Origin of the sequence: Micromonospora sp. WMMD736 (assembly GCF_049179015.1) — a bacterium.
Lineage (GTDB): Bacteria > Actinomycetota > Actinomycetes > Mycobacteriales > Micromonosporaceae > Micromonospora.
Map to the genome: position 1 here is coordinate 861,865 of NZ_JBMHMI010000001.1, position 23,141 is coordinate 885,005.

Annotated in this window: 26 protein-coding genes, 1 pseudogene and 1 riboswitch; of the genes and pseudogenes, 22 read left to right on the top strand and 5 right to left on the bottom strand. The window is 72.3% G+C overall.

Annotation, left to right across the window (positions count from 1 at the left end):
• Positions 1 to 2: 2 nt before the first annotated feature.
• From selB to ACN269_RS03750, 4 genes are all read left to right on the top strand, one after another.
• Positions 3 to 1,757, top strand: a complete 1,755-nt coding sequence (gene selB / locus ACN269_RS03735; protein ID WP_421471024.1) for a selenocysteine-specific translation elongation factor — start codon at positions 3 to 5, stop codon at positions 1,755 to 1,757.
• A 455-nt stretch (positions 1,758 to 2,212) separates the two neighbouring features.
• Entirely contained in the window at positions 2,213 to 2,410 is a 198-nt protein-coding gene (locus tag ACN269_RS03740; protein ID WP_145781709.1) for a hypothetical protein, read from the top strand.
• 61 nt (positions 2,411 to 2,471) lie between these two features.
• Positions 2,472 to 3,749 (top strand): hemolysin family protein, encoded by a 1,278-nt coding sequence (locus ACN269_RS03745; RefSeq protein ID WP_421471025.1) that lies wholly within the window; start codon positions 2,472 to 2,474, stop codon positions 3,747 to 3,749.
• Positions 3,750 to 3,822: 73 nt separating this feature from the next.
• Positions 3,823 to 4,008, top strand: a complete 186-nt coding sequence (locus ACN269_RS03750) for a hypothetical protein (RefSeq protein WP_355244916.1) — start codon at positions 3,823 to 3,825, stop codon at positions 4,006 to 4,008.
• A 5-nt stretch (positions 4,009 to 4,013) separates the two neighbouring features.
• Here the strand turns inward: ACN269_RS03750 and ACN269_RS03755 are convergent, their stop codons facing one another.
• On the bottom strand, positions 4,014 to 4,664 hold the full coding sequence (locus tag ACN269_RS03755; RefSeq protein WP_421471026.1) for a hypothetical protein: 651 nt from the start codon (positions 4,662 to 4,664) through the stop codon (positions 4,014 to 4,016).
• 132 nt (positions 4,665 to 4,796) lie between these two features.
• On the opposite strand from ACN269_RS03755, the gene ACN269_RS03760 reads away from it, so the two are divergent.
• Positions 4,797 to 5,003, top strand: coding sequence for a hypothetical protein (locus tag ACN269_RS03760; RefSeq protein ID WP_421471027.1), 207 nt, complete (start codon positions 4,797 to 4,799; stop codon positions 5,001 to 5,003).
• Here the strand turns inward: ACN269_RS03760 and ACN269_RS03765 are convergent.
• From ACN269_RS03765 to ACN269_RS03775, 3 genes are all read right to left on the bottom strand, one after another.
• Entirely contained in the window at positions 5,000 to 5,476 is a 477-nt protein-coding gene (locus ACN269_RS03765; protein ID WP_421471028.1) for a hypothetical protein, read from the bottom strand. The genes ACN269_RS03760 and ACN269_RS03765 overlap by 4 nt on opposite strands.
• On the bottom strand, positions 5,473 to 5,685 hold the full coding sequence (locus tag ACN269_RS03770; RefSeq protein WP_088948250.1) for a phosphatidylethanolamine-binding protein: 213 nt from the start codon (positions 5,683 to 5,685) through the stop codon (positions 5,473 to 5,475). Before ACN269_RS03770 ends, ACN269_RS03765 begins: the two co-directional genes overlap by 4 nt.
• A gap of 72 nt (positions 5,686 to 5,757) precedes the next feature.
• Positions 5,758 to 6,639: a universal stress protein gene (locus ACN269_RS03775; protein WP_421471029.1), complete on the bottom strand. Its 882-nt coding sequence runs from the start codon at positions 6,637 to 6,639 to the stop codon at positions 5,758 to 5,760.
• Between the two features lie 112 nt (positions 6,640 to 6,751).
• Here ACN269_RS03775 and ACN269_RS03780 point away from each other — a divergent pair, with 112 nt between their 5' ends.
• The 15 genes and pseudogenes from ACN269_RS03780 (at position 6,752) to ACN269_RS03850 (ending at position 18,385) form a co-directional block, all read left to right on the top strand.
• A complete protein-coding gene (locus tag ACN269_RS03780; RefSeq protein ID WP_421471030.1) occupies positions 6,752 to 7,498 on the top strand; it encodes an SAM-dependent methyltransferase in 747 nt (248 codons plus the stop codon).
• 74 nt (positions 7,499 to 7,572) lie between these two features.
• Positions 7,573 to 8,751, top strand: coding sequence for a PP2C family protein-serine/threonine phosphatase (locus ACN269_RS03785; RefSeq protein ID WP_421471031.1), 1,179 nt, complete (start codon positions 7,573 to 7,575; stop codon positions 8,749 to 8,751).
• Positions 8,752 to 8,807: 56 nt separating this feature from the next.
• Complete coding sequence (locus ACN269_RS03790) at positions 8,808 to 9,275, top strand: MarR family winged helix-turn-helix transcriptional regulator (RefSeq protein WP_421476188.1); 468 nt, start codon at positions 8,808 to 8,810, stop codon at positions 9,273 to 9,275.
• A 281-nt stretch (positions 9,276 to 9,556) separates the two neighbouring features.
• Complete coding sequence (locus ACN269_RS03795; protein WP_421471032.1) at positions 9,557 to 10,189, top strand: CDP-alcohol phosphatidyltransferase family protein; 633 nt, start codon at positions 9,557 to 9,559, stop codon at positions 10,187 to 10,189.
• The gene (locus tag ACN269_RS03800; RefSeq protein ID WP_421471033.1) at positions 10,186 to 11,121 is read left to right on the top strand and encodes a DUF881 domain-containing protein; all 936 of its coding nucleotides are present in this window, start codon (positions 10,186 to 10,188) and stop codon (positions 11,119 to 11,121) included. Before ACN269_RS03795 ends, ACN269_RS03800 begins: the two co-directional genes overlap by 4 nt.
• Complete coding sequence (locus ACN269_RS03805; RefSeq protein ID WP_355051040.1) at positions 11,118 to 11,450, top strand: small basic family protein; 333 nt, start codon at positions 11,118 to 11,120, stop codon at positions 11,448 to 11,450. Before ACN269_RS03800 ends, ACN269_RS03805 begins: the two co-directional genes overlap by 4 nt.
• An 11-nt stretch (positions 11,451 to 11,461) precedes the next feature.
• Positions 11,462 to 12,458, top strand: a pseudogene (locus ACN269_RS03810) (DUF881 domain-containing protein).
• Positions 12,459 to 12,516: 58 nt separating this feature from the next.
• On the top strand, positions 12,517 to 12,897 hold the full coding sequence (gene gcvH, locus ACN269_RS03815) for a glycine cleavage system protein GcvH (RefSeq protein ID WP_421476190.1): 381 nt from the start codon (positions 12,517 to 12,519) through the stop codon (positions 12,895 to 12,897).
• 217 nt (positions 12,898 to 13,114) lie between these two features.
• Positions 13,115 to 13,567 (top strand): oxoglutarate dehydrogenase inhibitor Odhl, encoded by a 453-nt coding sequence (odhI, locus tag ACN269_RS03820; protein ID WP_007071101.1) that lies wholly within the window; start codon positions 13,115 to 13,117, stop codon positions 13,565 to 13,567.
• A gap of 50 nt (positions 13,568 to 13,617) precedes the next feature.
• Positions 13,618 to 14,319 (top strand): MerR family transcriptional regulator, encoded by a 702-nt coding sequence (locus ACN269_RS03825; protein WP_355051256.1) that lies wholly within the window; start codon positions 13,618 to 13,620, stop codon positions 14,317 to 14,319.
• 181 nt (positions 14,320 to 14,500) lie between these two features.
• Positions 14,501 to 14,965, top strand: a complete 465-nt coding sequence (locus ACN269_RS03830) for a bifunctional nuclease family protein (protein WP_007460347.1) — start codon at positions 14,501 to 14,503, stop codon at positions 14,963 to 14,965.
• Between the two features lie 192 nt (positions 14,966 to 15,157).
• Positions 15,158 to 15,754, top strand: a complete 597-nt coding sequence (locus ACN269_RS03835) for a MerR family transcriptional regulator (protein ID WP_421471034.1) — start codon at positions 15,158 to 15,160, stop codon at positions 15,752 to 15,754.
• Positions 15,755 to 16,125: 371 nt separating this feature from the next.
• Complete coding sequence (locus tag ACN269_RS03840) at positions 16,126 to 16,524, top strand: group I truncated hemoglobin (protein ID WP_421471035.1); 399 nt, start codon at positions 16,126 to 16,128, stop codon at positions 16,522 to 16,524.
• 2 nt (positions 16,525 to 16,526) lie between these two features.
• Positions 16,527 to 17,693 (top strand): globin domain-containing protein, encoded by a 1,167-nt coding sequence (locus ACN269_RS03845; RefSeq protein ID WP_421471036.1) that lies wholly within the window; start codon positions 16,527 to 16,529, stop codon positions 17,691 to 17,693.
• Positions 17,690 to 18,385, top strand: coding sequence for a DivIVA domain-containing protein (locus ACN269_RS03850; protein WP_421471037.1), 696 nt, complete (start codon positions 17,690 to 17,692; stop codon positions 18,383 to 18,385). Before ACN269_RS03845 ends, ACN269_RS03850 begins: the two co-directional genes overlap by 4 nt.
• A 55-nt stretch (positions 18,386 to 18,440) precedes the next feature.
• On the opposite strand, the gene ACN269_RS03855 is transcribed toward ACN269_RS03850, so the two are convergent.
• Complete coding sequence (locus ACN269_RS03855; RefSeq protein WP_421471038.1) at positions 18,441 to 19,097, bottom strand: NAD(P)H-binding protein; 657 nt, start codon at positions 19,095 to 19,097, stop codon at positions 18,441 to 18,443.
• A gap of 62 nt (positions 19,098 to 19,159) precedes the next feature.
• Between ACN269_RS03855 and ACN269_RS03860 the strand changes: the two genes are divergently transcribed.
• Positions 19,160 to 20,005, top strand: coding sequence for an NAD-dependent protein deacetylase (locus ACN269_RS03860; protein WP_421471039.1), 846 nt, complete (start codon positions 19,160 to 19,162; stop codon positions 20,003 to 20,005).
• 64 nt (positions 20,006 to 20,069) lie between these two features.
• A riboswitch (glycine riboswitch) is annotated at positions 20,070 to 20,166 on the top strand.
• Between the two features lie 72 nt (positions 20,167 to 20,238).
• Positions 20,239 to 23,061 carry an aminomethyl-transferring glycine dehydrogenase gene (gene gcvP / locus ACN269_RS03865; RefSeq protein WP_421471040.1) on the top strand — a complete coding sequence of 941 codons (2,823 nt, stop codon included), beginning with the start codon at positions 20,239 to 20,241 and terminating at the stop codon, positions 23,059 to 23,061.
• The last annotated feature ends 80 nt before the right edge of the window (positions 23,062 to 23,141 follow it).

Here is a 23,141-nt window from a genome sequence, read left to right on the forward strand (position 1 = left end):
GCATGTTCGTCGTCGCCACCGCCGGGCACGTCGACCACGGCAAGTCGACACTGGTCCGGGCGTTGACCGGGATGGAACCCGACCGGTGGGCCGAGGAACGCCGCCGGGGCATGACCATCGACCTGGGGTTCGCCTGGACGACGTTGCCGTCCGGCGGCACGATCGCCTTCGTCGACGTGCCCGGGCACGAGCGGTTCGTGCCGAACATGCTCGCGGGCATCGGCCCGGTGCCGGCCGCGCTGATCGTGGTCGCCGCCGACGAGGGGTGGATGCCCCAGTCCGCCGAGCACCTGGCCGCCCTCGACGCGCTCGGCGTCGGATACGGCCTGCTGGTGGTGACCCGCGCGGACCTCGCCGATCCGCGGCCGGCGGCGGAGCGTGCCCGAGCCGAGATCGCGGCGAGCAGCCTCGGCGCGGTGGAGACGGTCGCGGTCAGCGGGTTGACCGGCGCCGGGCTGCCCCGGTTGCGGGCCGCGCTGGACCGGCTCGTCGCGCGGCTGCCCGAGCCCGTGGCGGACGCACCCGTGCGCCTCTGGGTGGACCGCAGCTTCACCGTGCGGGGCAGCGGCACCGTCGTCACCGGAACACTGGGCGCCGGCCGGCTGCGCGTCGGCGACGTCCTCGAACTGGCCGGCGTCGACGAACCCGTCCGGGTCCGCGGCCTGCACCGGATGGGCGAGGCCCGACCGGAGGTGTCGGCCGTCGCCCGGGTCGCGGTCAACCTCCGGGGTACGCCCCGGGACCTGCTCGGCCGTGGCGACGCGCTGCTCACCCCGGGTCGGTTCCACCGCACTGACCTCGTCGACGTCCGGCTCACCGGCGACCCCGCCGCCGACCTGCCGGCCACCCTCACCCTGCACGTCGGGTCGGCGGCCGTGCCGGTGCGGGTCCGGCCGCTCGGCGTGGACACCGTCCGCCTCCGGCTGGCCCGCCCGCTGCCGCTGCTGGTCGGCGACCGGGCGCTGCTGCGCGATCCCGGCCGTCACCACGTTTGCGGTGGCGTACGGGTCCTCGACGTCGCGCCGCCGCCGCTGACCCGCCGGGGCGCGGCGGCCGCCCGCGCGGCGGTCCTCGCCGAGCTGGACGGCCGCCCCGATCTGGCTGGTGAGCTGCGCCGCCGACGCCTCGTCCGGGTCGGCGCGCTGCGGCGGATGGGTGTGCCGGTGCAGGCCACCCCGGTCGCCGGTGACTGGCTGGCCGACCCCGGGCACTGGCGGCGGCTCGGCGACCAGGTGACCGAGGAGGTCACCCGCTACACGCGGGAGCACCCGCTGGAGCCGGGCATGCCCGTCGACGCGCTGCGGCAACGGCTCGCCCTGCCCGACCGGGCGTTGGTCGAGGCGCTGGTGCGTCCGCCGCTGCGGGTGCACGCCGGTCGGATCGGCACGGCGGCCGTCGACACCCTGCCCGAGCCGGTGGCCCAGGCCGTGCGGCAGGTCCGCGCCGAGTACGCCGACCGGCCGTTCCGTGCCCCGGAGGCGGACCGCCTCGTCGAACTGGGCCTCGGGCCCCGGGAGATCGGCGCGGCCGTGCGGGCCGGCGCGCTGCTGCGGCTGGCCGACACCGTGGTGCTGCTGCCCGACGCGCTCGACGCGGCGGTCACCGTCCTCGCCGGGCTGCCCCAGCCGTTCACCCTGTCGGCGGCCCGGCAGGCGCTGGACACCACCCGGCGGGTGGCGGTGCCGCTGCTGGAGCTGCTGGACCGGCGTGGCGCGACCCGTCGGCTGCCCGACGACGCGCGGGTCGTCGTCAGCTGAGCGCCGGTCCGGACGCGTGCGTGCCGCAGGACCGGCCGTGGTTGCGGCGCTCATCGTGGTGTCCGGAGGGCTGACCTGTGCCGCGACCGTTCGTGACGCCGCAGAGGCAGGAGCCGGTCGTCACCCTGCGTGCTGCCCGCGGATCCTCGCTCGCCGACCTGCACCCTCTTTGCTCTGCTTCAACAGCGGAAACAGGCACGTAGGGTCACCTTGGTGAATCCTGGTTGTGAGATGCGCTCACCAGGTTGTTCCAGTCTGCGGCCGGTGCTGCCTCCGCTGAAGCAGAGCAAAGGGGCCGTAGAGGGGGTTGCGGGCTGGCTTGAGCCCGACGCTGCGAAGTGCCGCCCGGGCCAGGCCGACGGGATCGCGCCCGGCTGGCGCGTGCTCTGCTCGGCGTCGCCGTGGTGCCGGGCTAACCGGCCCCCGGATCGTCGGCGGTCACCTACGGTGACGCCATGGACCCTTCTGCGGTCTGGCGGGACCGGCAGCACCAGTGGCGGATCGAGGCGTACCGCGCCCCGGATCTGCGCTTCGCCATCTACGCGACGAACGGCCCCACCGAATCGGTGCCGCTGTGGCTGTTCGGCATGACGGCGCTGGCCCGGTGGTTGATGACCCACTCCATCTCGCTGGACGACCTGGAGGTCGACTAAACGCACCCGGAGCCGCCCGTGCTGCGGTTGAGTGACCTGAGGCGGTCGACGGGGGTGCGTGGTGGGCGGTCAGCTGGGGCAGTTGGCGCTGGTGGCCGTCCTGGTGCTGGTCAACGCCGCGCTGTCCGGCAGCGAGATGGCCCTCGTCACGCTGCGCGAGGGGCAGTTGCGGCGGTTGGGTCGGCGCAGCCGGGCCGGCGAGCGGCTGGTGCGGCTCTCCCGTGACCCGAACCGCTATCTGGCCACCATCCAGCTCGGCATCACCCTGGCCGGGTTCCTCGCCTCGGCGGCGGCCGCCGTGTCGCTCGCCCAGCCGTTGGTCGGCCCGCTGGGTTTCCTCGGCGCGGCCGCCCGCCCGGCCTCGGTGCTGCTGGTGACGGTGGCCCTGACCTTCGTCACGCTGGTGGTGGGCGAGCTGGCGCCCAAGCGGCTGGCCATGCAACGCGCCGAACGGTGGGCGCTGCTCAGCGCCGGCCCACTGGACCTGCTCGCCCGGGTGTCCCGCCCGGCGGTGTGGCTGCTCAGCTCGGCGACCGACGTGGTGGTCCGCCTGGCCGGCGGGAACCCGCGGGCCAGCCGCGAGGAGACCACCGAGGAGGAGTTGCGGGAGATGCTGGCCAGCCAGCGGGGACTGTCGGCGCAGCAGCGGGAGATCCTGACCGGCGCGTTCGACATCGCCGGTCGGACGCTGCGGGAGATCCTGGTGGCCCGGCGGGAGGTGACCACGCTGCCGGCCGATCTGCCCGCCCACGAGGGGGTCCGGCGACTCGGCGCCGCCGGCCGGTCCCGTGCTCCGGTGACCGGCCCGGGTGGCCTCGACGACGTGGTCGGTGTGGTGCACATTCGTGACCTGGTGCGGGCCGAGGCCGGCACGGCGGGGGAGCGGGCCCGGCCGCCGCTGCTGCTGCCGGTCACCCTGCCGGTCGCCGACGCGCTGCGCACCCTCCGGCAGGAGCACCAGCAGCTGGCCCTCGTCGTGGACGAGCGCGGCGGCATCGACGGCATCGTCACGCTGGAGGACCTGCTGGCCGAGGTCGTCGGCGAGCTGTACGACGAGACCGACCGTGACGTGCGTGGCGTGGTCCGGGAGTCGGACGGGTCGCTGCTGGTGCCCGGTGACTTCCCCCTGCACGACCTGCCCGACGTCGGGGTGCGGCTGAGCTTCCCCCTCTCCGGGGAGTACACGACGGTGGCCGGGCTGGTGTTGTCCCGGTTGCGGCACCTGCCGGGTTCTCCCGGCGAGACGGTGCGATTGCCCGGGTTGACCATCGAGGTGGTGGAGGTCGCCGACCGCGCGGTACGGCGGGTACGGCTACGCGGCTTCGTCGCCGAGCGATGACTGGACACCCCGAAAGAGGGACAATACCCGCAAAACGGCACCGGACGGTCGCGGCACGCCTACGGTGCGGTACGTGAAGGACCGAGGGTTGCGTACGTTCGTCACCGTCCTCGCCGGCCTCGCGGTGATCTACTTCGGCAGCACCGGCCGCAGCCCCGAGGAAGGCCGTGGCATCTCCGGCGGGGTCATCGTCCTGGCGCTGCTCGCCGCGCTGCTGGTGTGGCATTTGACCCGACCGGGGGACAAGACCGTCAAGTGAGCGACTCACCGGGCGGCGACGCGGGTGACCTCACCGGCGGACTCCTCGCCGAGCGCCACCCGTACCAGCGCCGAGGCGAGCCGACCGAACTCCGGTTCGTCGACCAGCGAGGCCAGCCGGTCCGGTGAGTTCGGCAGGCCGAGGCGCTTCGCGCCCGCGAGGGCCCGACGGTCGGCGTACGGGCGTACGTCGGACCAGACCGTCTGCGCCTCGCGCAGGTAGATGTCCGCGCCGGTGGGCCCGATGCCGGGGAACTCGGTGAGCCGTCGACGCAGGCCGGCCGGGTCGCCCTGGGCGTCGCGGTGCAGCCGACGCAGGTCGCCGTGCCACCGGTCCAGACACAGCCGGGCGCCGGTACCCAGCATGGTGGCGGTGCGTTCGTCGTAGCGGCGATAGTGACCACGCCCCAGCGCGTCGACCCGCTGCTGCCAGCTCGCCGCCTCCATCGCCTGCGGGGTGCGGTAGCCGGCCGCGAACAGCTCCCGCGCCGCGTCCACCGCGACGCACGCCCGGATGCGGGTGCTCAGCAGGGTGGTCAGCACCAGCAGCTGGTACAGCGGACCGGGACGGTCGGCGAGCCGGATGCCGGCCTCCTCGGCGTACGTGTCGCCCCGCCGGTCCAGCAGGACCCGCACCACCGCTCGATCGTCGCCCACACCACCGGGTACCCGCCCCACGGCCGGCTAGCCCTCCCGACGGCCGGCGGGCGAAGAATGCGGTCCGGCCCGGCGGGTATGCGGCCGGTGGAGGCGGTCGATGCCGCCTGCCGTACCGGGAGGGAGACGCTCGTGGTCAACCCGCAGCAGGAGGAGTTCCGGCGTAACGCCAAGGGAGCGACCAGCCAGGACAGCAAGGGGCCCGGACCGACCGGGCATCCGCTCAACCGTGGCTCGTCGCGCGGGGACGCCGGTCGGCCGGTGCCCAGGGGGCAGGTGTCGCCGTACGGCCCGGCGGGTGAGCCGGTCGCCGAGGACGACAGCGACACCCGCGCCTAACGACCGTGCCCTGACGGCCGTCGCAACCTGTTCCAGGTGGCGGCGGCCGTCAGCCCGTACGCCACGTGCGGGATGATGTCGGAGATCCAGTCCGAGCGCCGCCAGGTGCGGGGATCGCTGAGGCCCAGCGCCGTGATGGATCCGTCGGTCATCGCCATGACGCCGGCGCCGAGCACACCGGTGGCCATCGGCAACGGCTGCCGTCGGCCCCCGGCGTAGAGCGCGAACGCCATGCCGGCGGCGATGCCCAGCCCGTAACCGATCAGGGGCCCGAGCCCCGAGCGGCGGGTGGCCGCCCGGGGCTCCGGTCCCAGGTCCACGTGCGCGAGGTGGGCCAGCTTGTCGACGGTCTGCTCCGGCGTGCTGCTCGCCGGCCGCGCCCGCAGCGCGATGTCGAGGTAGCCGACCACGTTCAGCGCGGTGCTGCCGACCGCGCCGGCGATCGCGCCGTCGGCCAGGTCGACGCCCCTCACTTCGGGTCGCCCGGTTCGCGTTCGCTCTTGGGGCCGTACGTGCGCTCACCGCGGACGACGCCCCGTTGGCCGCGATCCTCCTGCAGGATCCGGTTGGCGACCTGGTTGGCCTTGCCGTCGGGTACCCGACGTCCGGAGTCGTCGATCGCGTTGCGCAGGCGCGCCCGCTGCTTGTCGTACGCGTTGCTGCCCGGCCGTGGTCCTGGCATCTGCTGCCTCCTTCGTCGCCGTTGGCGTACCGCGGCCGTCTACCCGTTGCGCGGCGGGCCAACCCCGGGGCGTCAGCGGGGGTCGCGTACCACCTCCACCGGGCAGCGCGCGTGGTGCAGCGCCGACTGGCTCACCGACCCCAGCAGCAACCCGGTCACCTCGCCGCGCCCCTGCCCCCCGACGACCAGCAGTTGGGCGTCACCGGACGCCTCGGCGAGCACGGCGCTGGCGCGTCCACGCGTCGCTCGACACGTCAGGCGTAACCCCGGATGACGGTCGGTCAGCCCGTGCAGCCAACCGGCGAGCAGCCGTTCCTGCTCGCCGTGCAACCGCGCCTCGTCGTACACCAGGGGTTGCATGTCGCCGGGACCGCTGCTGCCGGGGTGCCGGTAGGCGTGCACCGCGCGCAGCGGCACGCCGCGCGCCACCGCGGCCTCGGCGGCGGCGTCGGCGGCGAGCAGCGACCCCGGCGAGCCGTCCACCCCGACCACCACCGGACCGTCGGGGCGTTGCTCGCCGCGGGCGACCAGCACCGGGCAGTCGGCGTACGCGCTGACCTGCACCGCCACCGAGCCGACGACGAGCGCGGCGAAGCCGCCCAGTCCCCGGTCGCCGAGCACGATGAGCGCGGCGGTGGGGGACTCACCCACCAGCACGGCGGCGGCCTCGCCGTCGATGATCTCCCCGGAGACCGTCAGCCCGGGTGTGGTCGCCTCGGCCTCGGCCACGGCGGCGGCGACCAGTTCCTGTGCCTGTTCGCGCAGGCCGGCGCCCGGCGGCGCGTCGTGCGCGGGCGCGACGGGCACGCGCAGCAGCGGCCAGATGAAGCCGTGCACCACCCGCAGCGGCCGGTGCCGGCGGACCGCCTCGGCGGCGGCCAGGCGCACGGCGCGCAGGGACGGCTGCGAGCCGTCCACGCCGACCACCACCGCCGCGCTGTCCGCCGCGTTCACCGCCTCACCCCCGCCGGGCCAGTATCGCGGGCGTGGCGGCACGGCGGAGCGATACCGCCGTCCGGGCACCGGTCGGTACGCTGGCGGCGACTCCAGGGGAGGAGCGCCGTCGATGGGTGAACCGGACGAGCCGAGCACCGCTCGCATGATCGACTTCTGGCTCGGTGGGGAGCACCACTTCGGCGTCGACGTGGCCGCCGCGGCCGCCTTCGAGCAGGCGTACGGGCCGTGCGCGCCGGTCTTTCGGGAGCTGCGGGCGTTTCTCGGCCGGGCGGTCCGGGCCATGGTCGGGCAGGGCGTGGACGGGTTCCTGGTCTTCGGGGCGGGGGTGCCCACGATGGGCAACGTGCACGAGGTCGCTCCCGAGGCCACCGTGCTCTACACCGATGTCGACCCGGTGGCCATCCGGCTGGGCCAGCGGATCCTCGCCGGCAGCGACCGGGCGGGCTACGGCTACGGCGACGCGACCGACATCGGCACCATCGACCCGGCCCAGCTGCACCGCTTCGTACCCGGGTGGGGGCGACGGCCGGTGGGGGTGGTCTTCCTCGGGCTCGCCGCGTTCCTCGACGACGACACGCTCAGGCGCACCCTGGACGAGCTGTACGCCGCCGCGGCGCCGGGCAGCCTGCTGGCCGTGGACTTCGACACCGAGGAGTTGGCGGCCTACCCGCAGGCGTTGGCGATGATGGGGCCGACGTTCCGGATGCGGCCTCCGGCGGCGTTCGCGCCGCTGCTGGGCCGATGGACGCCGACCTCGGACGGAATCGTCCCGGTCAACCGCTGGCGACCCGCCGACGGGCCGGTCGACGTGCCGGACGCCTTCCACGGCGTCCTGGCGACGCGCGGCGCCGACTGACCCGCGCCGACGGTTGTCCGGGGGCCTCCGTATGATCCTTGCCCTGTAGCAAGCTTTTGGAGGGACGACCAAGCATGGTGGACGCGCCGGACGGGGTGTCGCGCGCGCTGCGCGAAGCCGCGCCCGACCAGCTGGCGGAGGCGGCGGACCGGGCGATCCGGGTGGCGTTGGGCGCGATGCGCACCGACGTGTTCGTCGCCGACTACCGGATCAGCGGGCTCTGGCCCGTGCTGGACCCGGACCTGCCGGCGGCCGGAGCCCTGGCCCGGCACACCGTGGCGCAGCGCTGCTTCTCCAGCCAGCAGCCGGTGCGCGACGGTCTGGAGGACGGCGCCTGTCGGCTCTACCTCCCCCTGACGGTGTGGGGGGAACGCCTCGGCGTGCTGCTCATCGAGCTGCCGACCGTGCCCGGCCCGGCGGTCACCGGCCGTGCCACCGACATCGCCGGTGACCTGGCGGTGGCGATGCGGGCCGCGGACCGGGAGACCGACCGGTACCGCCGGGCCCGCCGCCGGGAGCGGCTCAGCATGGCCGCCGAGATGCAGTGGGACCTGCTACCCGGACGCAGCGTCGCACACCGTTTCTTCCACCTGGCCGGGCAGCTGGAACCGGCGTACACCGTCGGAGGCGACCACTTCGACTGGTCGTTGGACGGTGAGCGGCTCACGTTGACGGTGCTCAACGGGGAGGGCAACGGCCTGGCCGCCGCACTGCTGACGGCGGTCACCGTGAACGCCATGCGCAACGCCCGACGCTCGGACGGCGGCCTCGTGGAGCAGGCGGAGCTGGCCTCGGACACGGTCTACTACCAGCACCGGGGCCGCCGACACGTGGCCACGTTGCTGCTGGAGCTGGACATCGCCACCGGGCGGGTACGGGCGGTCGACGCCGGTTCGCCGCACCTGCTGCGGATGCGCGGCGCGACCGTCGAGCCGATGACGCTGGATCAGCAGTTGCCGCTGGGCATGTTCGCCGAGACCCGCTACGAGGTGCAGGAGTTCCAGCTCGAGCCGGGTGACCGGGTCTTCGTGGTCAGTGACGGGGTGTGGGCGGCCGAGCCGGCGGGTCGGGAGCCGTACGGGCAGCGGATGATGGCTCGTTCGCTGCGCGCCACTCGCTTGCAGCCGGCGACCGAGGCGGTTGGTACGGTGATGCGCGAGCTACACGCCTACCACGCGGATTCCGATTTGCGCGACGACGCCGTCGTCGTCTGCCTCGACTGGCACGGGCCGCGTGGGCGGGATGGCGCATGAGAGTCGCCGCCGTCGTCCCGGGCGGGCACCAGCGCGACGACGGCAGGGGACATCGGGTGGAGCGACCGGCGGATCTCGCCGCGGCGATCAACACGGCCGCAGAGACGCTGATCGCCGTGCTCGACTCGGCGGCGGCGCGCCATCAGGTGCCGCCGACGCAGTTGCGGGTGCTGATGCTGATCAGTGGCCGCCCGGAGACCAATGTGAACGGGCTGGCGGAGTTGCTGGACGTGGTGCCCTCCTCGGCCAGCCGACTGTGCGACCGGTTGGAGGCGACCGGCCTGCTGCGTCGCGTGGCGGATCCGCGCGACCGGCGGGAGGTGCGGTTGGTGCCCACCGCCGCCGCGTTGACGCTGCTGCGGGAGTTGGCGGAGCGGCGGCAGCGCGCGGTGCAGGCGGTGTTGGACCGGATGGCGCCCCGGACGCAGCACGAACTGCTGGCGTCCCTGTTGGCGTTCGGCCGGGCGGCGACGCAGACGGTGCCGGAGCAGCAGACCGATCAGGCAGCGGTCCAGACCGCCTGACGTGTTCCACTAGTGTCCTAGGACGGTCTAGCGGTGGTGATCCACACCACAGCGCCACAGGACCGCGCCAACGACGCGCGACGCCCGGAACGCCGACGGGAGCCCGATATAGTGGCAGCGCACTTACCCGGCCCGCGATCTCGGTGATCGCGGGCCGTATCAGGGCAGAGGTCCCATCCCGGGGCCGCAGGGGAGCCGGTGGTTGCCGGCCCGACAGCGCGTACGACCTCCGCCGCGCCCGATCTCGGCCTGGCGTCGGGGCGTGCCGTGGAGGAGGTTCGGTGTCGCGTCGGCCGGCTCAGGCAGAGCACCCGCGGGACACCGGCGACCAGACGCCCGGCGACCAGGTGCTCACCCTGCCCAACCTGATCAGCTTCGGGCGGCTGCTGGGCGTACCCCTGTTCCTCTATCTCTTCCTGGTGGCCCGGGCGGACGTCGCGGCGGTGGTGGTGCTGGCCATCGGCGGCACCACCGACTGGGTCGACGGTTGGATCGCCCGCCGACTGCGGCAGGTGAGCCGGCTCGGCGAGCTGCTCGACCCCCTCGCCGACCGGCTCTACATCCTCGCCACGCTGCTCGCCTTCACCGCCCGCGAGGTGGTGCCGTGGCAGTTCACGGCGGCGCTGCTGGCCCGGGAGTTGCTGCTGCTCGGTTCGCTGGCGGTGCTGCGTCACTTCGGGTACGGGCCGCCGCCGGTGCACTACGTCGGCAAGACCGCCACCTTCCTGCTGCTCGCGGCGTTCCCGGTGCTGCTGCTGGCCACCGAGTGGAGCGCGGCGGCGACGGCCACGGCCGCGATCGGCTGGGGGTTGGCCTGGTGGGGGCTGGTGCTCTACTGGGTGGCCGGCGCGATGTACGTGGTGCAGGCGTCGCGGTTGGTGCGCGCGGCGCGGGGCCGGGGAGCGGCCGCGTGAGCGCGACGCCGCCGCCGCGGCCCCGCTCCGATCGGGTGTACGCGCCGGACTTCCTCACCGAGTTGTTCCGCAACCCGCTGGACCCGGGGTACGCGGACGCGGCCGCGGCGCGTCGGCGGGGCTCGTCCCCGGATGCGCCCCGGAGCTGGGCGGCGCGGTCGGTCGGCCTGGTCGTGGCGGTGCTGCTGGGTTTCCTGTTCGCGGTGGCGTACCGCCAGACGATGGCGGACGAGCCGGGGCGCGCTCAGGCGCGCTCGGGGCTGGTGGCGCAGATCAAGGAGCGGGAGAGTCAGACCGACCGGTTGTCGGCGCGGGCGGATCAGCTTCGCGAGGAGGTCAGCCGGCAGCGGGACGCGGCGTTGAGCGGTTCGGCCGCGGCGCGGCTGCGGGACCTGGAGGCGAGTACCGGGCTGGGTCGGGTGCGGGGTGACGGTGTCGTGGTGCGCCTGGCGGACGCTCCGGGGAACGCGGACGCGGTGACCGGTGCGGGCGCGGGGCCGCCGCGGGTGCTGTACAGCGATCTGCAGGGTGTGGCGAACGCGTTGTGGAGCGCCGGTGCGGAGGCGATCTCGATCAATGGGCAGCGGTTGACGTCGACGTCGACGATCCGTTCGGCGGGTGAGGCGATCCTGGTGGATTTCCGGCCGGTGACGGGGCCGTACGAGGTGTCGGCGACGGGTCCGGGGTCGATGCGGCGCAAGTTCGAGGACAGTCGGAACGCGGCGCTGATGCGGGAGGTCGCGCAGAAGACCGGGTTGTCGTTCGGTGTGCGGGAGGCGGAGGACCTCACCCTGCCGGCGGCTCCGGAGCCGCAGCTACGCTACGCCAAGCCGTCGGTCAGTCCGAGCCCTTCGGGGTCGGGTGGCCGGTCTGGCAGTCCTGGGTCGTCGGGTTCGCCGGGGACCGCTAGTCCTTCCGGAGGTGGCGGATGATCGCGGTGCTGGCGTTGCTCGCCGGTGTGGTGCTCGGGGTGTGGCTTGATCCCACGGTGCCGTCGGCGTTGCAGCCGTACCTGCCGATCGCGGTGGTTGCCGCGTTGGACGCGGTGTTCGGTGGGGTGCGGGCGAAGTTGGACCGCATCTTCGACGACAAGCAGTTCGTGGTGTCGTTCATCTCGAACGTGCTGGTGGCGGGCCTGATCGTGTATCTGGGTGACCAGTTGGGCGTGGGTGGGCAGTTGTCCACCGGTGTGGTGGTCGTGTTGGGTGTGCGGATCTTCGGAAATGTGGCGGCGATCCGCCGGCACCTGTTCCGGGCGTAGGTTTGACAGCGATGAGCCACGAGCAGGATGAGACGGGGACGGGTTGGCCGCAGCCGGCGGTGCCGGGGCGGTCTGGCGGGCCGGCGGGTGAGCCGGATCCGCGGCCGGACGCGCCGGATCCGGACGAGTTGAGTCCGTTGGCGCCGCGTGAGCCGGTCCGGGAGCCGCAGCCGGACGACGCGGAGCCGGGGGCGGTGCCGGTCGATGACGGGGCGACGGTGGACCTGCGCGGGGTGTCGCGGGCGGGGGAGTCGGCGTCGTCGTCGGACGAGCCCGCGGTGCCGTCGGCGGTGCCGGCGGTGGGCGGTCGGTCGCGGTGGAGCGCGGCCGGGGTGATGATCGCGGTGTTGTTGGCGTTGCTGGGCTTCACGCTGGTCGTGCAGTTGAAGACGACGTCGACGGATCCGACGTTGGGGGCGACGCGTCAGGAGGACCTGGTGCGGATCCTGTCGGATCTGGACGCGCGGGAGAGTCGCCTGCAGCAGGACATTCGGGCGTTGGAGGACAGTCAGCGGCAGTTGGCCTCGGGTGAGCAGGGTCGGCAGGCGGCGTTGGACGAGGCGACGCGTCGGGCGGACGAGCTGGGGATTCTGGCGGGTACGTTGCCGGCGGTGGGTCCGGGGTTGACGGTGCAGTTCTCCAGTGGGGTGAAGCCGATCACGGCGAACCGGGTGTTGGACGCGGTGCAGGAGTTGCGGGGCGCGGGTGCGGAGGCGATGCAGATCTCCGGTGGTGACCGGGCGACGGTGCGGGTGATCGCGTCGACGTACTTCCTGGATGGGGAGAACGGGTCGTTGATGGTGGAGGGGCGTCGGTTGACGGGGCCGTACACGATCACGGTGATCGGTGATCCGGCGACGATGCGTACGGCGTTGAACATTCCTGGTGGGGTGGTGGCGTCGGTCCGGGGTGACGGCGGTAACGTGACGTTTGGGGAGCGTGAGGTTGCCGAGGTTTCGGCGCTGCACGTGCCGACCAAGTAGGAAACACGCCCGTCCGGTCTCCTGACCGGCGCGGCCGCGCCGGGCCCGGGTGGTCCGGGGCACGATGGATGAGGACGCGTCTGGTGATTCCCGAGGATCTGCGATACACCGCTGAGCATGAGTGGGTGGCGGGTGACGGCACCGGTTTGATCCGGGTCGGCATCACGCACTTCGCGCAGGACGCGCTGGGTGACATCGTGTACGTGCAGTTGCCGGAGGCGGGTGCGGTCGTGGCGGCCGGTGACTCGTTGGGTGAGATCGAGTCGACCAAGAGCGTGTCGGAGATCTACGCGCCGGTCGCGGGTACGGTGTCGGCGCGGAACGAGGCGCTGGGTGACACCCCTGAGCTGATCAACACGGATCCGTACGGTGAGGGTTGGTTGGTGGAGATCACGCCGACTGATCCGACGGCGACCGACGGGTTGCTCACGGCGGGCGCGTATCAGAAGATCACCGAAGGCTGAGTGTGCTTGATCCGGCGTGCGGGATGTCTGCGCGCGTCCGGTTGCCCTGCATTTCGGCGCTGGCTAGGCTCGCCCAGTCGACCGAGAAGAACCCATTAGTTGTGCGTTGCGGAATTGCCTTCCCGGGCACGGGGAGCCAGCCGCCGGGTGTTGGAGTGCCCGGCGGCCAGACCCGCCATTACCCGACGCCGACCGAACAGATCCGTGAGGTGGTCCCATGACGCGCCCAGACGACGAGTTCCCCCCGCTCGACGTCACTTCGACGCTCAATCTCGGCTCGCTCGACGAAGTGCTGGAGGGGCCGGACACCGATGTGGTGCCGAGCCGGATGTCCGGTTCGTTGCCGCCGGGTATGGCGCTGCTGGTGGTTCGTCGCGGCCCGAATGCGGGTGCCCGGTTCCTGTTGGACCACGATGTGACGACCAGTGGCCGGCATCCGGACAGTGACATCTTCCTCGATGACGTGACGGTGTCGCGTCGGCACGCGGAGTTCCACCGCGATGGTGGGACGTTCACGGTGCGGGACGTGGGTAGCCTGAATGGCACGTACGTGAATCGTGAGCGGGTCGAGGCGGCCACGTTGAGCAATGGTGACGAGGTTCAGATCGGTAAGTTCCGGGTGGTGTTCATCGCCGGTCCGCGCCCGGAGGAGGAGGCCGGCCGGGGGTGAACGAGCCTGCGGCCTCCACGCCACCCGGGGCGGCCCGGTCCCAGCCGCTGATGAGCATCGGTGAGGTGCTGGGTCAGTTGCGGGTGGATTTCCCGGACACGACGATTTCGAAGTTGCGGTTCCTTGAGGCCGAAGGGCTGGTGGAGCCGCAGCGGACGGCGTCGGGTTACCGGAAGTACAGCTGGGACGATGTGGCGCGGTTGCGGTTTGTGTTGACCGCGCAGCGGGACAGGTACCTGCCGTTGCGGGTGATCCGTGAGCAGTTGGCCGAGTGGGATTCGTCCGGTGAGCAGCCGGAGCGGTCGCGGCCGGCGTTGGTGGCGGTGGGGCCTGATGGTGCGGTGCCGGGTCGGGAGTCGGCGGAGCCGGCCGAGTCGTCGCAGGTGCGGCTCGGCCGGGCTGAGTTGGTGGCCCGCAGTGGGATCGACGAGTCGACGCTGGTGGAGTTGGAGCGGCTCGGTGTGCTGGTGTCGGATCCGCCGGGTTGGTACGACGCGGATGCGTTGATCATCGCGTCGGCGGTGGCGGGTCTGGCGGCGTACGGGTTGGAGCCGCGGCATCTGCGGGGTTATCGGACTGCGGCCGATCGTGAGGTCGGTTTGTTCGCGCAGTTGGTGGCGCCGTTGGCGCGGCAGAGTGATCCGGCGGCGCGGGCGCGGGCGGCGGAGACGGCGCGGGAGTTGGTGGCGTTGTCGGAGCAGTTGCACGCGGCGTTGGTGCGGGTGGGGTTGCGGTCGACGTTGGGTCGGTGAGGTCCCCGGCAGGTGCGGCGGAGCGGAAAGATCTCTTCTCCGAAGCGTGCCGTAGGCTTGCCGGGGTAACCCCTTTCTGGCGCGGGCGTGGTGCTGTAGCGCATGGGACGGCCGTGTTGCGGTCCGTGTACCGTGCAGGGAAGGGCGCGGTGCGTAGGTTGACGACGACACGGAGGCGGCGGTGCGCGAGCTGAGCGTGGTCGGAGTTCGGGTGGAGCTGCCCAGCAACCAGCCGATCGTCCTGCTCAGGGAGGTCGAGGGCGACCGCTATCTGCCGATCTGGATCGGTGCGGTCGAGGCTACGGCTATCGCCTATGAGCAGCAGGGGGTCAAGCCGGCCCGTCCGTTGACGCATGATCTTCTGCGGGACGTGTTGGCGGCGTTGCAGGCGCCGTTGCAGGCGGTGGAGATCACCGAGCTCAAGGAGAACGTGTTCTACGCCGATTTGTTGATCGGTGACGGGGTGCGGGTGTCGGCGCGTCCGAGCGATTCGATCGCGTTGGCGTTGCGGGTTGGTGCGCCGATTCGTTGTGCTGAGCAGGTCCTCAGCGAGGCGGGGATCGTTATCCCTGACGAGCAGGAGGACGAGGTGGAGAAGTTCCGCGAGTTCCTGGAGCAGGTGCGTCCGGAGGATTTCGCGGGCTGAGCGGTTCGGGTTCCCGGCTGGTGTCACGGTGGGTGACGCTGGCGCGTGGTTGGTGATCTTTCTCGGTGGCTGCGCGGCGTGTCGCGTCGGTTCCTCCGCGGTAACCCCTGAAGGTGGCGTTAGGGTTGCCGTGTCGAGGGGTGCGTGTCGGAGGAAACGATGCGTTGCCGCACTGACGGGGAGGTTGTCCGGATGCACGAGCCGCAGGATCCCGATCCGGGTACACAGGTCAACGAGCCGGGTGCCTCGTCGCCGGGTGTGGCGACTGAGGGTGACGGCTCGGTGGGCTACCGAGGTGTGACGGCGTGCCACGCGGTGGGCATCAGTTATCGACAGTTGGATTACTGGGCTCGGACGACGTTGGTGGTGCCGAGCGTCCGGGACGCGTCGGGTTCGGGTACGCAGCGGTTGTACTCGTTCCGCGATCTGGTGGTGTTGAAGGTCGTGAAGCGGTTGTTGGATGCGGGGGTGTCCCTGCAGAACATCCGCAAGGCGATCGAGGCGTTGCGGTCGCGTGGTGTGGAGGATCTGGCGGGTATCACGCTGATCTCCGATGGGACGACGGTGTACGAGTGTCGGTCCCCGGAGGAAGTGGTCGACCTGTTGCAGGGTGGGCAGGGCGTGTTCGGGATCGCCATCGGTGGGGCTTTCAAGGAGATTCAGGGGTCGTTGTCGCATCTGCCGGCGGAGCCGGCGGCGAGCGGCCCGGCGGAGCCGGCGGTGGGGTCCTCGTCGGATCCGGTGGGTGACGAGTTGGCGGCGCGCAGGGCGCGGCGGCGCGCGGGTTGAGTAGCGCTGCGCGTCTGTCGGTGCGCAGTCCGTCGGTGTGGGTGACTTTTTTGGACGCGCCCGTCTGGTGACTGTGGGTCAGGGCGGTCGAGGTCGGGTGGCTGTTCCCCGGTCGGTGATTCCACGGTGGACACGTTCGGTGGCGTTGCGGTTGCGGCGGGTGAATTCTCGGGTCGACTGTGGTGACGGTGTGTGTCCGCCAGTTGTCGGGAATCGGATAGGGGGGCCCTGACCGGAGGTCGCGGGCACGCTATGGTCCGTCACGGTCCCCGCCGTGGTGCCCGTGGTGCCCGTGGCACGCGGGTGTCGCGTCGGTGGCCGTTACCCCTGCGCGTCACCGCGCGCGACCTTTCACCCCGGAAGGAACGACCGTGACGGTTACGGAAGAGACCGCTGCCGCCTCGCACTACGACCGCATCGGCGGCGCGAGTTCGGTGAAGGCGGCCGTCGAACTGTTCTACGACAAGGTCCTCGCCGATCCCGAGCTGGCGGGCTATTTCGCCACTGTGGACATGCCGACGCAGCGTCGGCACCTGGCATTGATGTTGACGGTGGTGTTGGGCGGCCCGAACGAGTACGCGGGTCGCGGTTTGGCCGAGGCGCACCAGCCGCTGGGCATTCCGGCGGAGCACTACGCGAAGGTGGGCGTGCATCTGATCACGACGCTGACGGAGCTGGGTGTGCCGGCCGACGTCCTGGACCATGTGCGTGTGGTGCTGGGGCAGGTGCAGGACCAGGTGGTGTCCACCGGAGAGCGTCCGGGCGTCTGAGCGTGGACGCGGCCCGACTCAAGCAGAGCTGGTCCCTGGTCGCCGCGCACGGCGACGAGGTGCCGCTCTACTTCTATTCGACGTTGTTCCTGGCCCATCCCGAGACGCGGCAGATGTTCCCGACGAACATGGCGGGGCAGCGGGATCGCCTCGTCACCGCGTTAGGGCACATCGTGTCGCATGTGGACCAGGTCGATCGGCTGGTGGGTTTTCTGCAGGACCTCGGCGCGGACCACCGCAAGTTCGCGGTGCGCGCGGAGCATTACCCGGCGGTCGCTGAGGCGCTGTTGGCGACGTTGCAGCATTTCCTGGCCGAGCAGTGGACCGACGAGTTGGCTCAGGACTGGGCGGCCGCGTACGGGTTGATCGCGCAGGTGATGACGGAGGCGGCGCAGGCCGCCGAGGCGGTGAATCCGCCGTGGTGGGTGGCGGAGATCGTGGCACACGAGCGGCGGGCGTTCGACGTCGCGGTGTTGACGGTGCGTCCGCAGTACCTGTTGCCGTTCACGCCGGGCCAGTCGATCGGGGTGTCGCATCCGTCGGTGCGGTCGTGGCGGTACTACTCGCCGGCGAACGCGCCGCGCGCGGACGGCACGTTGGAGTTGCATGTGCGGGCCGCGCCGGGTGGCGCGGTGTCGTCGCGGTTGGTGTACGGCTCGGCGGTGGGTGACCGCGTCAATCTGGCCGCGCCGGTGGGGGAGCGGTTGGCGTTGTGGGCGGCGGGTTCCAGTGACCTGTTGTTGTTGACGTCGGGCACGGGTTGGGCGCCGATCAAGGCGTTGGTGGAGCAGGTCGCCGCGGAGGGTTCCCGTCGTCGGGTGGACCTGTACGTGGGTGCGCGTTCGCGCAGCGAGTTCTACGACAGCGACGCGATCGACAAGATGGCGTCGTCGTTCCCGTGGTTGACGGTGACGTATGTGGTCGGCGCGGACGTGAACCGGCCGGGTGAGTTCGTGCACGCGGTGGACCGGGCGTTGGCCGATGGTGACTGGCGTTCGCGGCACGTGTACGTGTGCGGGTCGGACGAGATGGTGTCGCATGCGGCGCAGACGTTGGCGCGGGCGGGTTACCACGAGGGCCAGGTGCATCACGAGGGTCTGGGCAAGCAGTGGTACGGCTCGGCGTGGCGTACGGCGGTCCAGCAGTCGAGTGCAGGGGGTGACCAATGAGTGCGAACCCGATCAGCCGGTACGACGGGATCCAGGTGTCCGGCGGTGTGCAGGTGCGGATGACCTCCGACCGGGTTCGGCGGTGGGAGTTCGGTACGGCGCCGTTCGCGCGCCGGGGCTACGACCACGCGGACGTGGACCGGTTCCGGGTGCAGGTCGCCGACGAGTTGGATCTGTTGGCGACGCAGATCGCGCATCTGCGGGCGGAGAACGAGCGGCTGACCGATCGGGTGGAGTTGCACCGCCACGGGGTGATCCCGAGCGCGGGGGCGGCGGCGAAGGTGCCGGCGGCCAAGGAGGTGAACCTGCTGTCGGCGGCGCAGCGCGAGGCCGAGCAGATCATCGCGCAGGCACACGACTACGCGCGGCGGGTCGCGGAGTACGCCCGGGTGCAGTACGAGAGTTACATGCGGGCGGCGGCGGAGGAGGCGAAGCAGGAGGCCGAGCGTGCGGTGGCGGAGTACCGCAGTTCGGCCGGGTCGAGCTTCGACGACTCGGTGGCCACCCGGGAGGCGTTGCGGATCTTCGGCGAGATGATGGTGTCGCACATGCAGGCGGCGGCGCGGCATCTCGACGATGGCAGTGAGCAGTTGGTACGCACGATGGACCGGATCGCGAAGGAGACGCCGGGGGCGCCCTTCGTGGGTGGTGCGGCGGGGCAGACGGCGTTGCCGCGTCACCACCAGCGCTGAACGCCGGGCGGGTGGGGCCTTACTCGTAGGGCCCCACCTCCTGCGGTGGGGGGGTTCAGGTGGTGGCGGCGCGGACCGCGTCGGCGATCGGTGTGGGTCCGTCGACGAGTTCGAGGGTCGCCCCGGCGGTGCGGGGTTCGTCCAGGAGCGCGACGAGGACGAGGGCGACGTCGGCGCGGCTGATGGCGCCCCGGCCGGCGTGTGGGGTGAGGGTGACGTGCCCGGTGGGTTCGTCGTCGGTGAGGCGGCCGGGCCGCAGAACCGTCCAGGCCAGGTCGCGGGCGCGTAGGTCGTCCTCGGCGGCGCGTTTGGCGCGTAGGTAGGCGGCCCACACGTCGTCGGTGCCGGCGGCGGGTGGCCGGTCCACGCCCATCGAGGAGACGAGCAGGTAGCGGTGGACTCCGGCGCGGGTGGCGGCGTCGGCGAGCAGCGCGGCGGCGGCCCGGTCGACGGTGTCCTTGCGGGCGGCGCCGCTGCCGGGGCCGGCGCCGGCGGCGAAGATGACCGCGTCGGCGTCGTGCAGGTGCGCGGTGACCTCGTCGACGTCGGCGCGTTCCAGGTCGCACAGGACTCCGGTGGCGCCGGCGGCGCGCAGGTCGTCGACCTGGTCGGGGTTGCGGATCAGGCCGACGGCGGTGTCACCGCGCTCGGCGAGGAGCCGCTCCGTCCGCAGGGCGATCTTGCCGTGGCCTCCGGCGATGACGACACGCATGTGCCCAACCTACCGGCGGCGGGTGTTCGGCGTCGGGGGGTGCGCTGAGGCAGCATGAAGGGGTGACGACGAGTGTGCAGGAGCTGGCCGCGCTGGTGGCCGGCGGTCAGGTGGTCGTGCTCAGCGGGGCGGGCCTGTCCACCGAGTCGGGCATCCCGGACTATCGGGGGCCCTCCGGGGTGGCCCGCCGGCACACCCCGATGACGTACCAGGCGTTCACCCGTGATCCTCTCGCCCGGCGGCGGTACTGGGCGCGTAGCCACCTGGGGTGGCGGTTGATCGCGCGGGCGACGCCGAACGCGGGGCACCGGGCGGTGGCGCGGTTGCAGGAGGCCGGCCTGGTCGACGCGGTGATCACGCAGAACGTGGACGGGTTGCACGGCGCGGCGGGCAGCGACCCGGTGGTCGAGTTGCACGGGCGCCTGGACGAGGTGACGTGCCTGGACTGCGGCAACCTGACCTCCCGCGAGGAGGTGGACCGGCGGCTGCGTGAGGCGAACCCGGACTTCGTGGCCCGGGTCGCCGCGGTCAACCCGGACGGTGATGTTGATCTCCCGGACGAGCAGGTGGCGGGGTTCCGGCCGGTGGACTGCGGCATCTGTGGGACGGGGATGCTGAAACCGGACGTGGTGTTCTTCGGCGAGACGGTGCCGCCGCAGCGGGTGGCGCGGTGCTTCGCGCTGGTGGAGCAGGCCCGGGCGGTGGTGGTGCTGGGGTCGTCGTTGACGGTCATGTCGGGCCGGCGGTTCGTGATCCGGGCCGCGAAGCAGGGCATTCCGGTGGCGATCGTCAACCAGGGGCCCACCCGGGGTGACGGTTACGCCACGGTCCGCGTCGACGCGCCGCTGGGGGAGGTGCTGCCGGTGCTCGCCGAGCGGGCGACCGGCGCGTCGGCGGTGCCGGTGTGACAGCCGCCCCCGGGGTAGGACATCTGCTGGAAACACCGGCGCTGGTAGCGTTGACCATGCCGGTACCACCCACGTGGGAGAGACCGCCCCGACAGTAGGGGCGGCGCCGAAGGGGCAAATCCTCCCCGGAACCTCTCAGGCAAAAGGACCTCGTGGGCAGGCACTGTGGAGCGCCCTGTGGGGTGTGACAGAGGGGGAGGCCGACCCGTCGACCTCGCCCGGGAGCGCCCCTGATGTCCCTAGAGCAGTTCGCCACCCGTCACATCGGCCCCGGCCCCGACGACGAACGCCGCATGTTGGAGGTCGTCGGCCACGAATGCATCGACGAGCTGATGGACGCCGCGATCCCCGAGGTGATCCGCTGGCACGGCACCCTCGACCTGCCCGAGGCGGCCACCGAGGCCGAGGCCATCGCCGAGCTGCGGGCCCTGGCGGCCCGCAACACCGTCGCCGTGTCCATGATCGGTCTGGGTTACCACGGCACGCACACCCCGGCGGTGATCCGCCGTAACGTCCTGGAGGACCCGGCCTGGTACACGGCGTACACGCCGTACCAGCCGGAGATCAGCCAGGGGCGGCTGGAGGCGCTGCTGAACTTCCAGACGATGGTCACCGACCTGACCGGCCTGGCCACCGCGAACGCCTCGATGCTCGACGAGGGCACCGCCGCGGCGGAGGCCATGACCCTCGCGCGCCGCGCGTCCAAGAGCAAGAGCCGGGTGTACGTCGTCGACGCCGACGCCCTGCCGCAGACCATCGCGGTGATCACCAGCCGGGCGGTGCCGCTCGGCATCGACGTGCGGGTCGTCGACGTCGACCGTGACGAGTTGCCGGCGGAGTTCTTCGGCCTGCACCTGCAGTACCCGGGGGCGTCCGGTGCGGTGCGCGACCACGCCGCCCTGGTGGAGGCGGCACACACCGGCGGGGCCCTGGTCACGGTCGCGGCGGACCTGTTGGCGTTGACGTTGCTGCGGGCGCCGGGGGAGATCGGCGCGGACATCGCCGCCGGCACCACCCAGCGTTTCGGCGTACCCATGGGCTTCGGTGGGCCGCACGCCGGCTACCTGGCGGTGCGCTCCGGCCTGGAGCGGATGCTGCCCGGGCGCCTGGTGGGGGTGTCCCGTGACGCGGCCGGCAACCCGGCGTACCGGCTGGCGTTGCAGACCCGCGAGCAGCACATCCGGCGGGAGAAGGCCACCAGCAACATCTGCACCGCGCAGGTGCTCCTCGCGGTGATGGCCGGCATGTACGCCGTCTACCACGGTCCGGACGGGCTGCGGGACATCGCAGGGCGTACCCACGCCATGGCGGCGCGGCTCGCGGCCGGGCTGCGCGCCGGCGGCGTGGACGTCGCGGACGTCGCGTTCTTCGACACCGTCACCGCGACCGTGCCCGGCGGCGCGGCGCGGGTCGTCGCGGCCGCCGCCGAGCGGGGTGTGAACCTGCGCCTCGTCGACGCCGACCGGGTCGGGATGTCCTGCGACGAGACGACCACCGACGCGCACCTGCGCGAGGTGTGGGCGGCGTTCGGTGTGCCCGCGTTCGACGGCGACGTCGACGCGGCCCTGCCCGGTGACCTGGCGCGGACGACCGACTTCCTGACCCACCCGGTGTTCCGCAGCCACCACTCGGAGACGGCGATGCTGCGCTACCTGCGGCGGCTGTCGGACTTCGACTACGCCCTGGACCGGGGCATGATCCCGCTCGGTTCGTGCACGATGAAGCTGAACGCGACCACCGAGATGGAGCCGGTGAGCTGGGCGGAGTTCGCGCACATCCACCCGTTCGCGCCGGACGCGCAGACCGTCGGGTACCGGGAGATGATCGGCCAGTTGGAGTCGTGGCTGGCCGAGGTGACCGGCTACGACGCGGTCAGCGTGCAGCCCAACGCCGGGTCGCAGGGTGAGCTGGCGGGGCTGCTGGCGATCCGCTCGTACCACGCGTCGCGGGGCCAGGCGCACCGCGACGTGTGCCTGATCCCGTCGTCGGCGCACGGCACGAACGCCGCCAGCGCCGTGATGGCCGGCATGCGGGTGGTCGTGGTGGCCTGCGACGACGACGGCAACGTCGACCTCGTCGACCTCGACGCGAAGATCGACAAGCACCGGGACGCGCTCGCCGCGATCATGGTGACGTACCCGTCGACGCACGGCGTGTACGAGACGGGCATCGCGTCGTTGTGCGCGAAGGTCCACGACGCCGGCGGGCAGGTGTACGTCGACGGGGCGAACCTCAACGCCCTCGTCGGGTACGCCAAGCCCGGCAAGTTCGGCGCGGACGTGTCGCACCTGAACCTGCACAAGACGTTCTGCATCCCACACGGCGGCGGTGGCCCCGGCGTCGGCCCGGTGGCGGTGCGCGCGCACCTCGCGCCGTTCCTGCCCGGCGACCCCCTCGGTGCGCACGTCGACGCCACCCCGGCGATCTCGGCGGCGAAGTACGGGTCCGCGGGCATCCTGCCGATCCCGTGGGCGTACCTGCGGATGATGGGCGCCGAGGGGCTGACCCGGGCCACCGGCGTGGCGGTCCTCGCCGCGAACTACGTGGCGGCGCGGCTGCGCGAGCACTACCCGGTGCTGTACACGGGCAACAAGGGCCTGGTCGCGCACGAGTGCATCCTCGACCTGCGGCCGTTGACGAAGGCGACCGGTGTGAGCGTCGACGACGTGGCGAAGCGGCTCATCGACTACGGCTTCCACGCCCCGACGATGTCGTTCCCCGTCGCGGGGACGCTGATGGTGGAGCCGACCGAGAGCGAGGACCTGGCCGAGCTGGACCGGTTCTGCGACGCGATGATCGCGATCCGCGCGGAGATCGAGCAGGTCGGCTCGGGGCAGTGGCCGGCGGGGGACAACCCCCTGGCGAACGCGCCGCACACCGCGGCGATGGTCAGCGGCGACGAGTGGCCGCACCCGTACCCGCGGTCGGTGGGCGCGTACCCGGCCGGGGTGGACCGGGCCGGGAAGTACTGGCCTCCGGTGCGGCGGATCGACGGCGCGTACGGCGACCGGAACCTGGTCTGCTCGTGCCCGTCGCCGGAGGCGTTCGAGGACTGACGACGGGCGTGCCGGGGCGGGCGGTATCGGCCCGTCCCGGCGGCCGCTGCCCGGTTCGACAGCGACTCGTATGGTGACGC

What these genes read in the sequence shown, in the direction of transcription:
- ACN269_RS03805 (WP_355051040.1), top strand. Translation starts at nt 11,118, where the DNA reads ATGATCGCGGTGCTGGCGTTGCTCGCCGGTGTGGTGCTCGGGGTGTGG.
- ACN269_RS03850 (WP_421471037.1), top strand. Translation starts at nt 17,690, where the DNA reads ATGAGTGCGAACCCGATCAGCCGGTACGACGGGATCCAGGTGTCCGGC.
- ACN269_RS03770 (WP_088948250.1), bottom strand. Translation starts at nt 5,685, where the DNA reads ATGCCAGGACCACGGCCGGGCAGCAACGCGTACGACAAGCAGCGGGCG.
- gcvP (WP_421471040.1), top strand. Translation starts at nt 20,239, where the DNA reads ATGTCCCTAGAGCAGTTCGCCACCCGTCACATCGGCCCCGGCCCCGAC.
- ACN269_RS03855 (WP_421471038.1), bottom strand. Translation starts at nt 19,097, where the DNA reads ATGCGTGTCGTCATCGCCGGAGGCCACGGCAAGATCGCCCTGCGGACG.
- ACN269_RS03740 (WP_145781709.1), top strand. Translation starts at nt 2,213, where the DNA reads ATGGACCCTTCTGCGGTCTGGCGGGACCGGCAGCACCAGTGGCGGATC.
- odhI (WP_007071101.1), top strand. Translation starts at nt 13,115, where the DNA reads ATGACGCGCCCAGACGACGAGTTCCCCCCGCTCGACGTCACTTCGACG.
- selB (WP_421471024.1), top strand. Translation starts at nt 3, where the DNA reads ATGTTCGTCGTCGCCACCGCCGGGCACGTCGACCACGGCAAGTCGACA.
- ACN269_RS03780 (WP_421471030.1), top strand. Translation starts at nt 6,752, where the DNA reads ATGGGTGAACCGGACGAGCCGAGCACCGCTCGCATGATCGACTTCTGG.
- ACN269_RS03785 (WP_421471031.1), top strand. Translation starts at nt 7,573, where the DNA reads ATGGTGGACGCGCCGGACGGGGTGTCGCGCGCGCTGCGCGAAGCCGCG.
- ACN269_RS03825 (WP_355051256.1), top strand. Translation starts at nt 13,618, where the DNA reads ATGAGCATCGGTGAGGTGCTGGGTCAGTTGCGGGTGGATTTCCCGGAC.
- ACN269_RS03835 (WP_421471034.1), top strand. Translation starts at nt 15,158, where the DNA reads ATGCACGAGCCGCAGGATCCCGATCCGGGTACACAGGTCAACGAGCCG.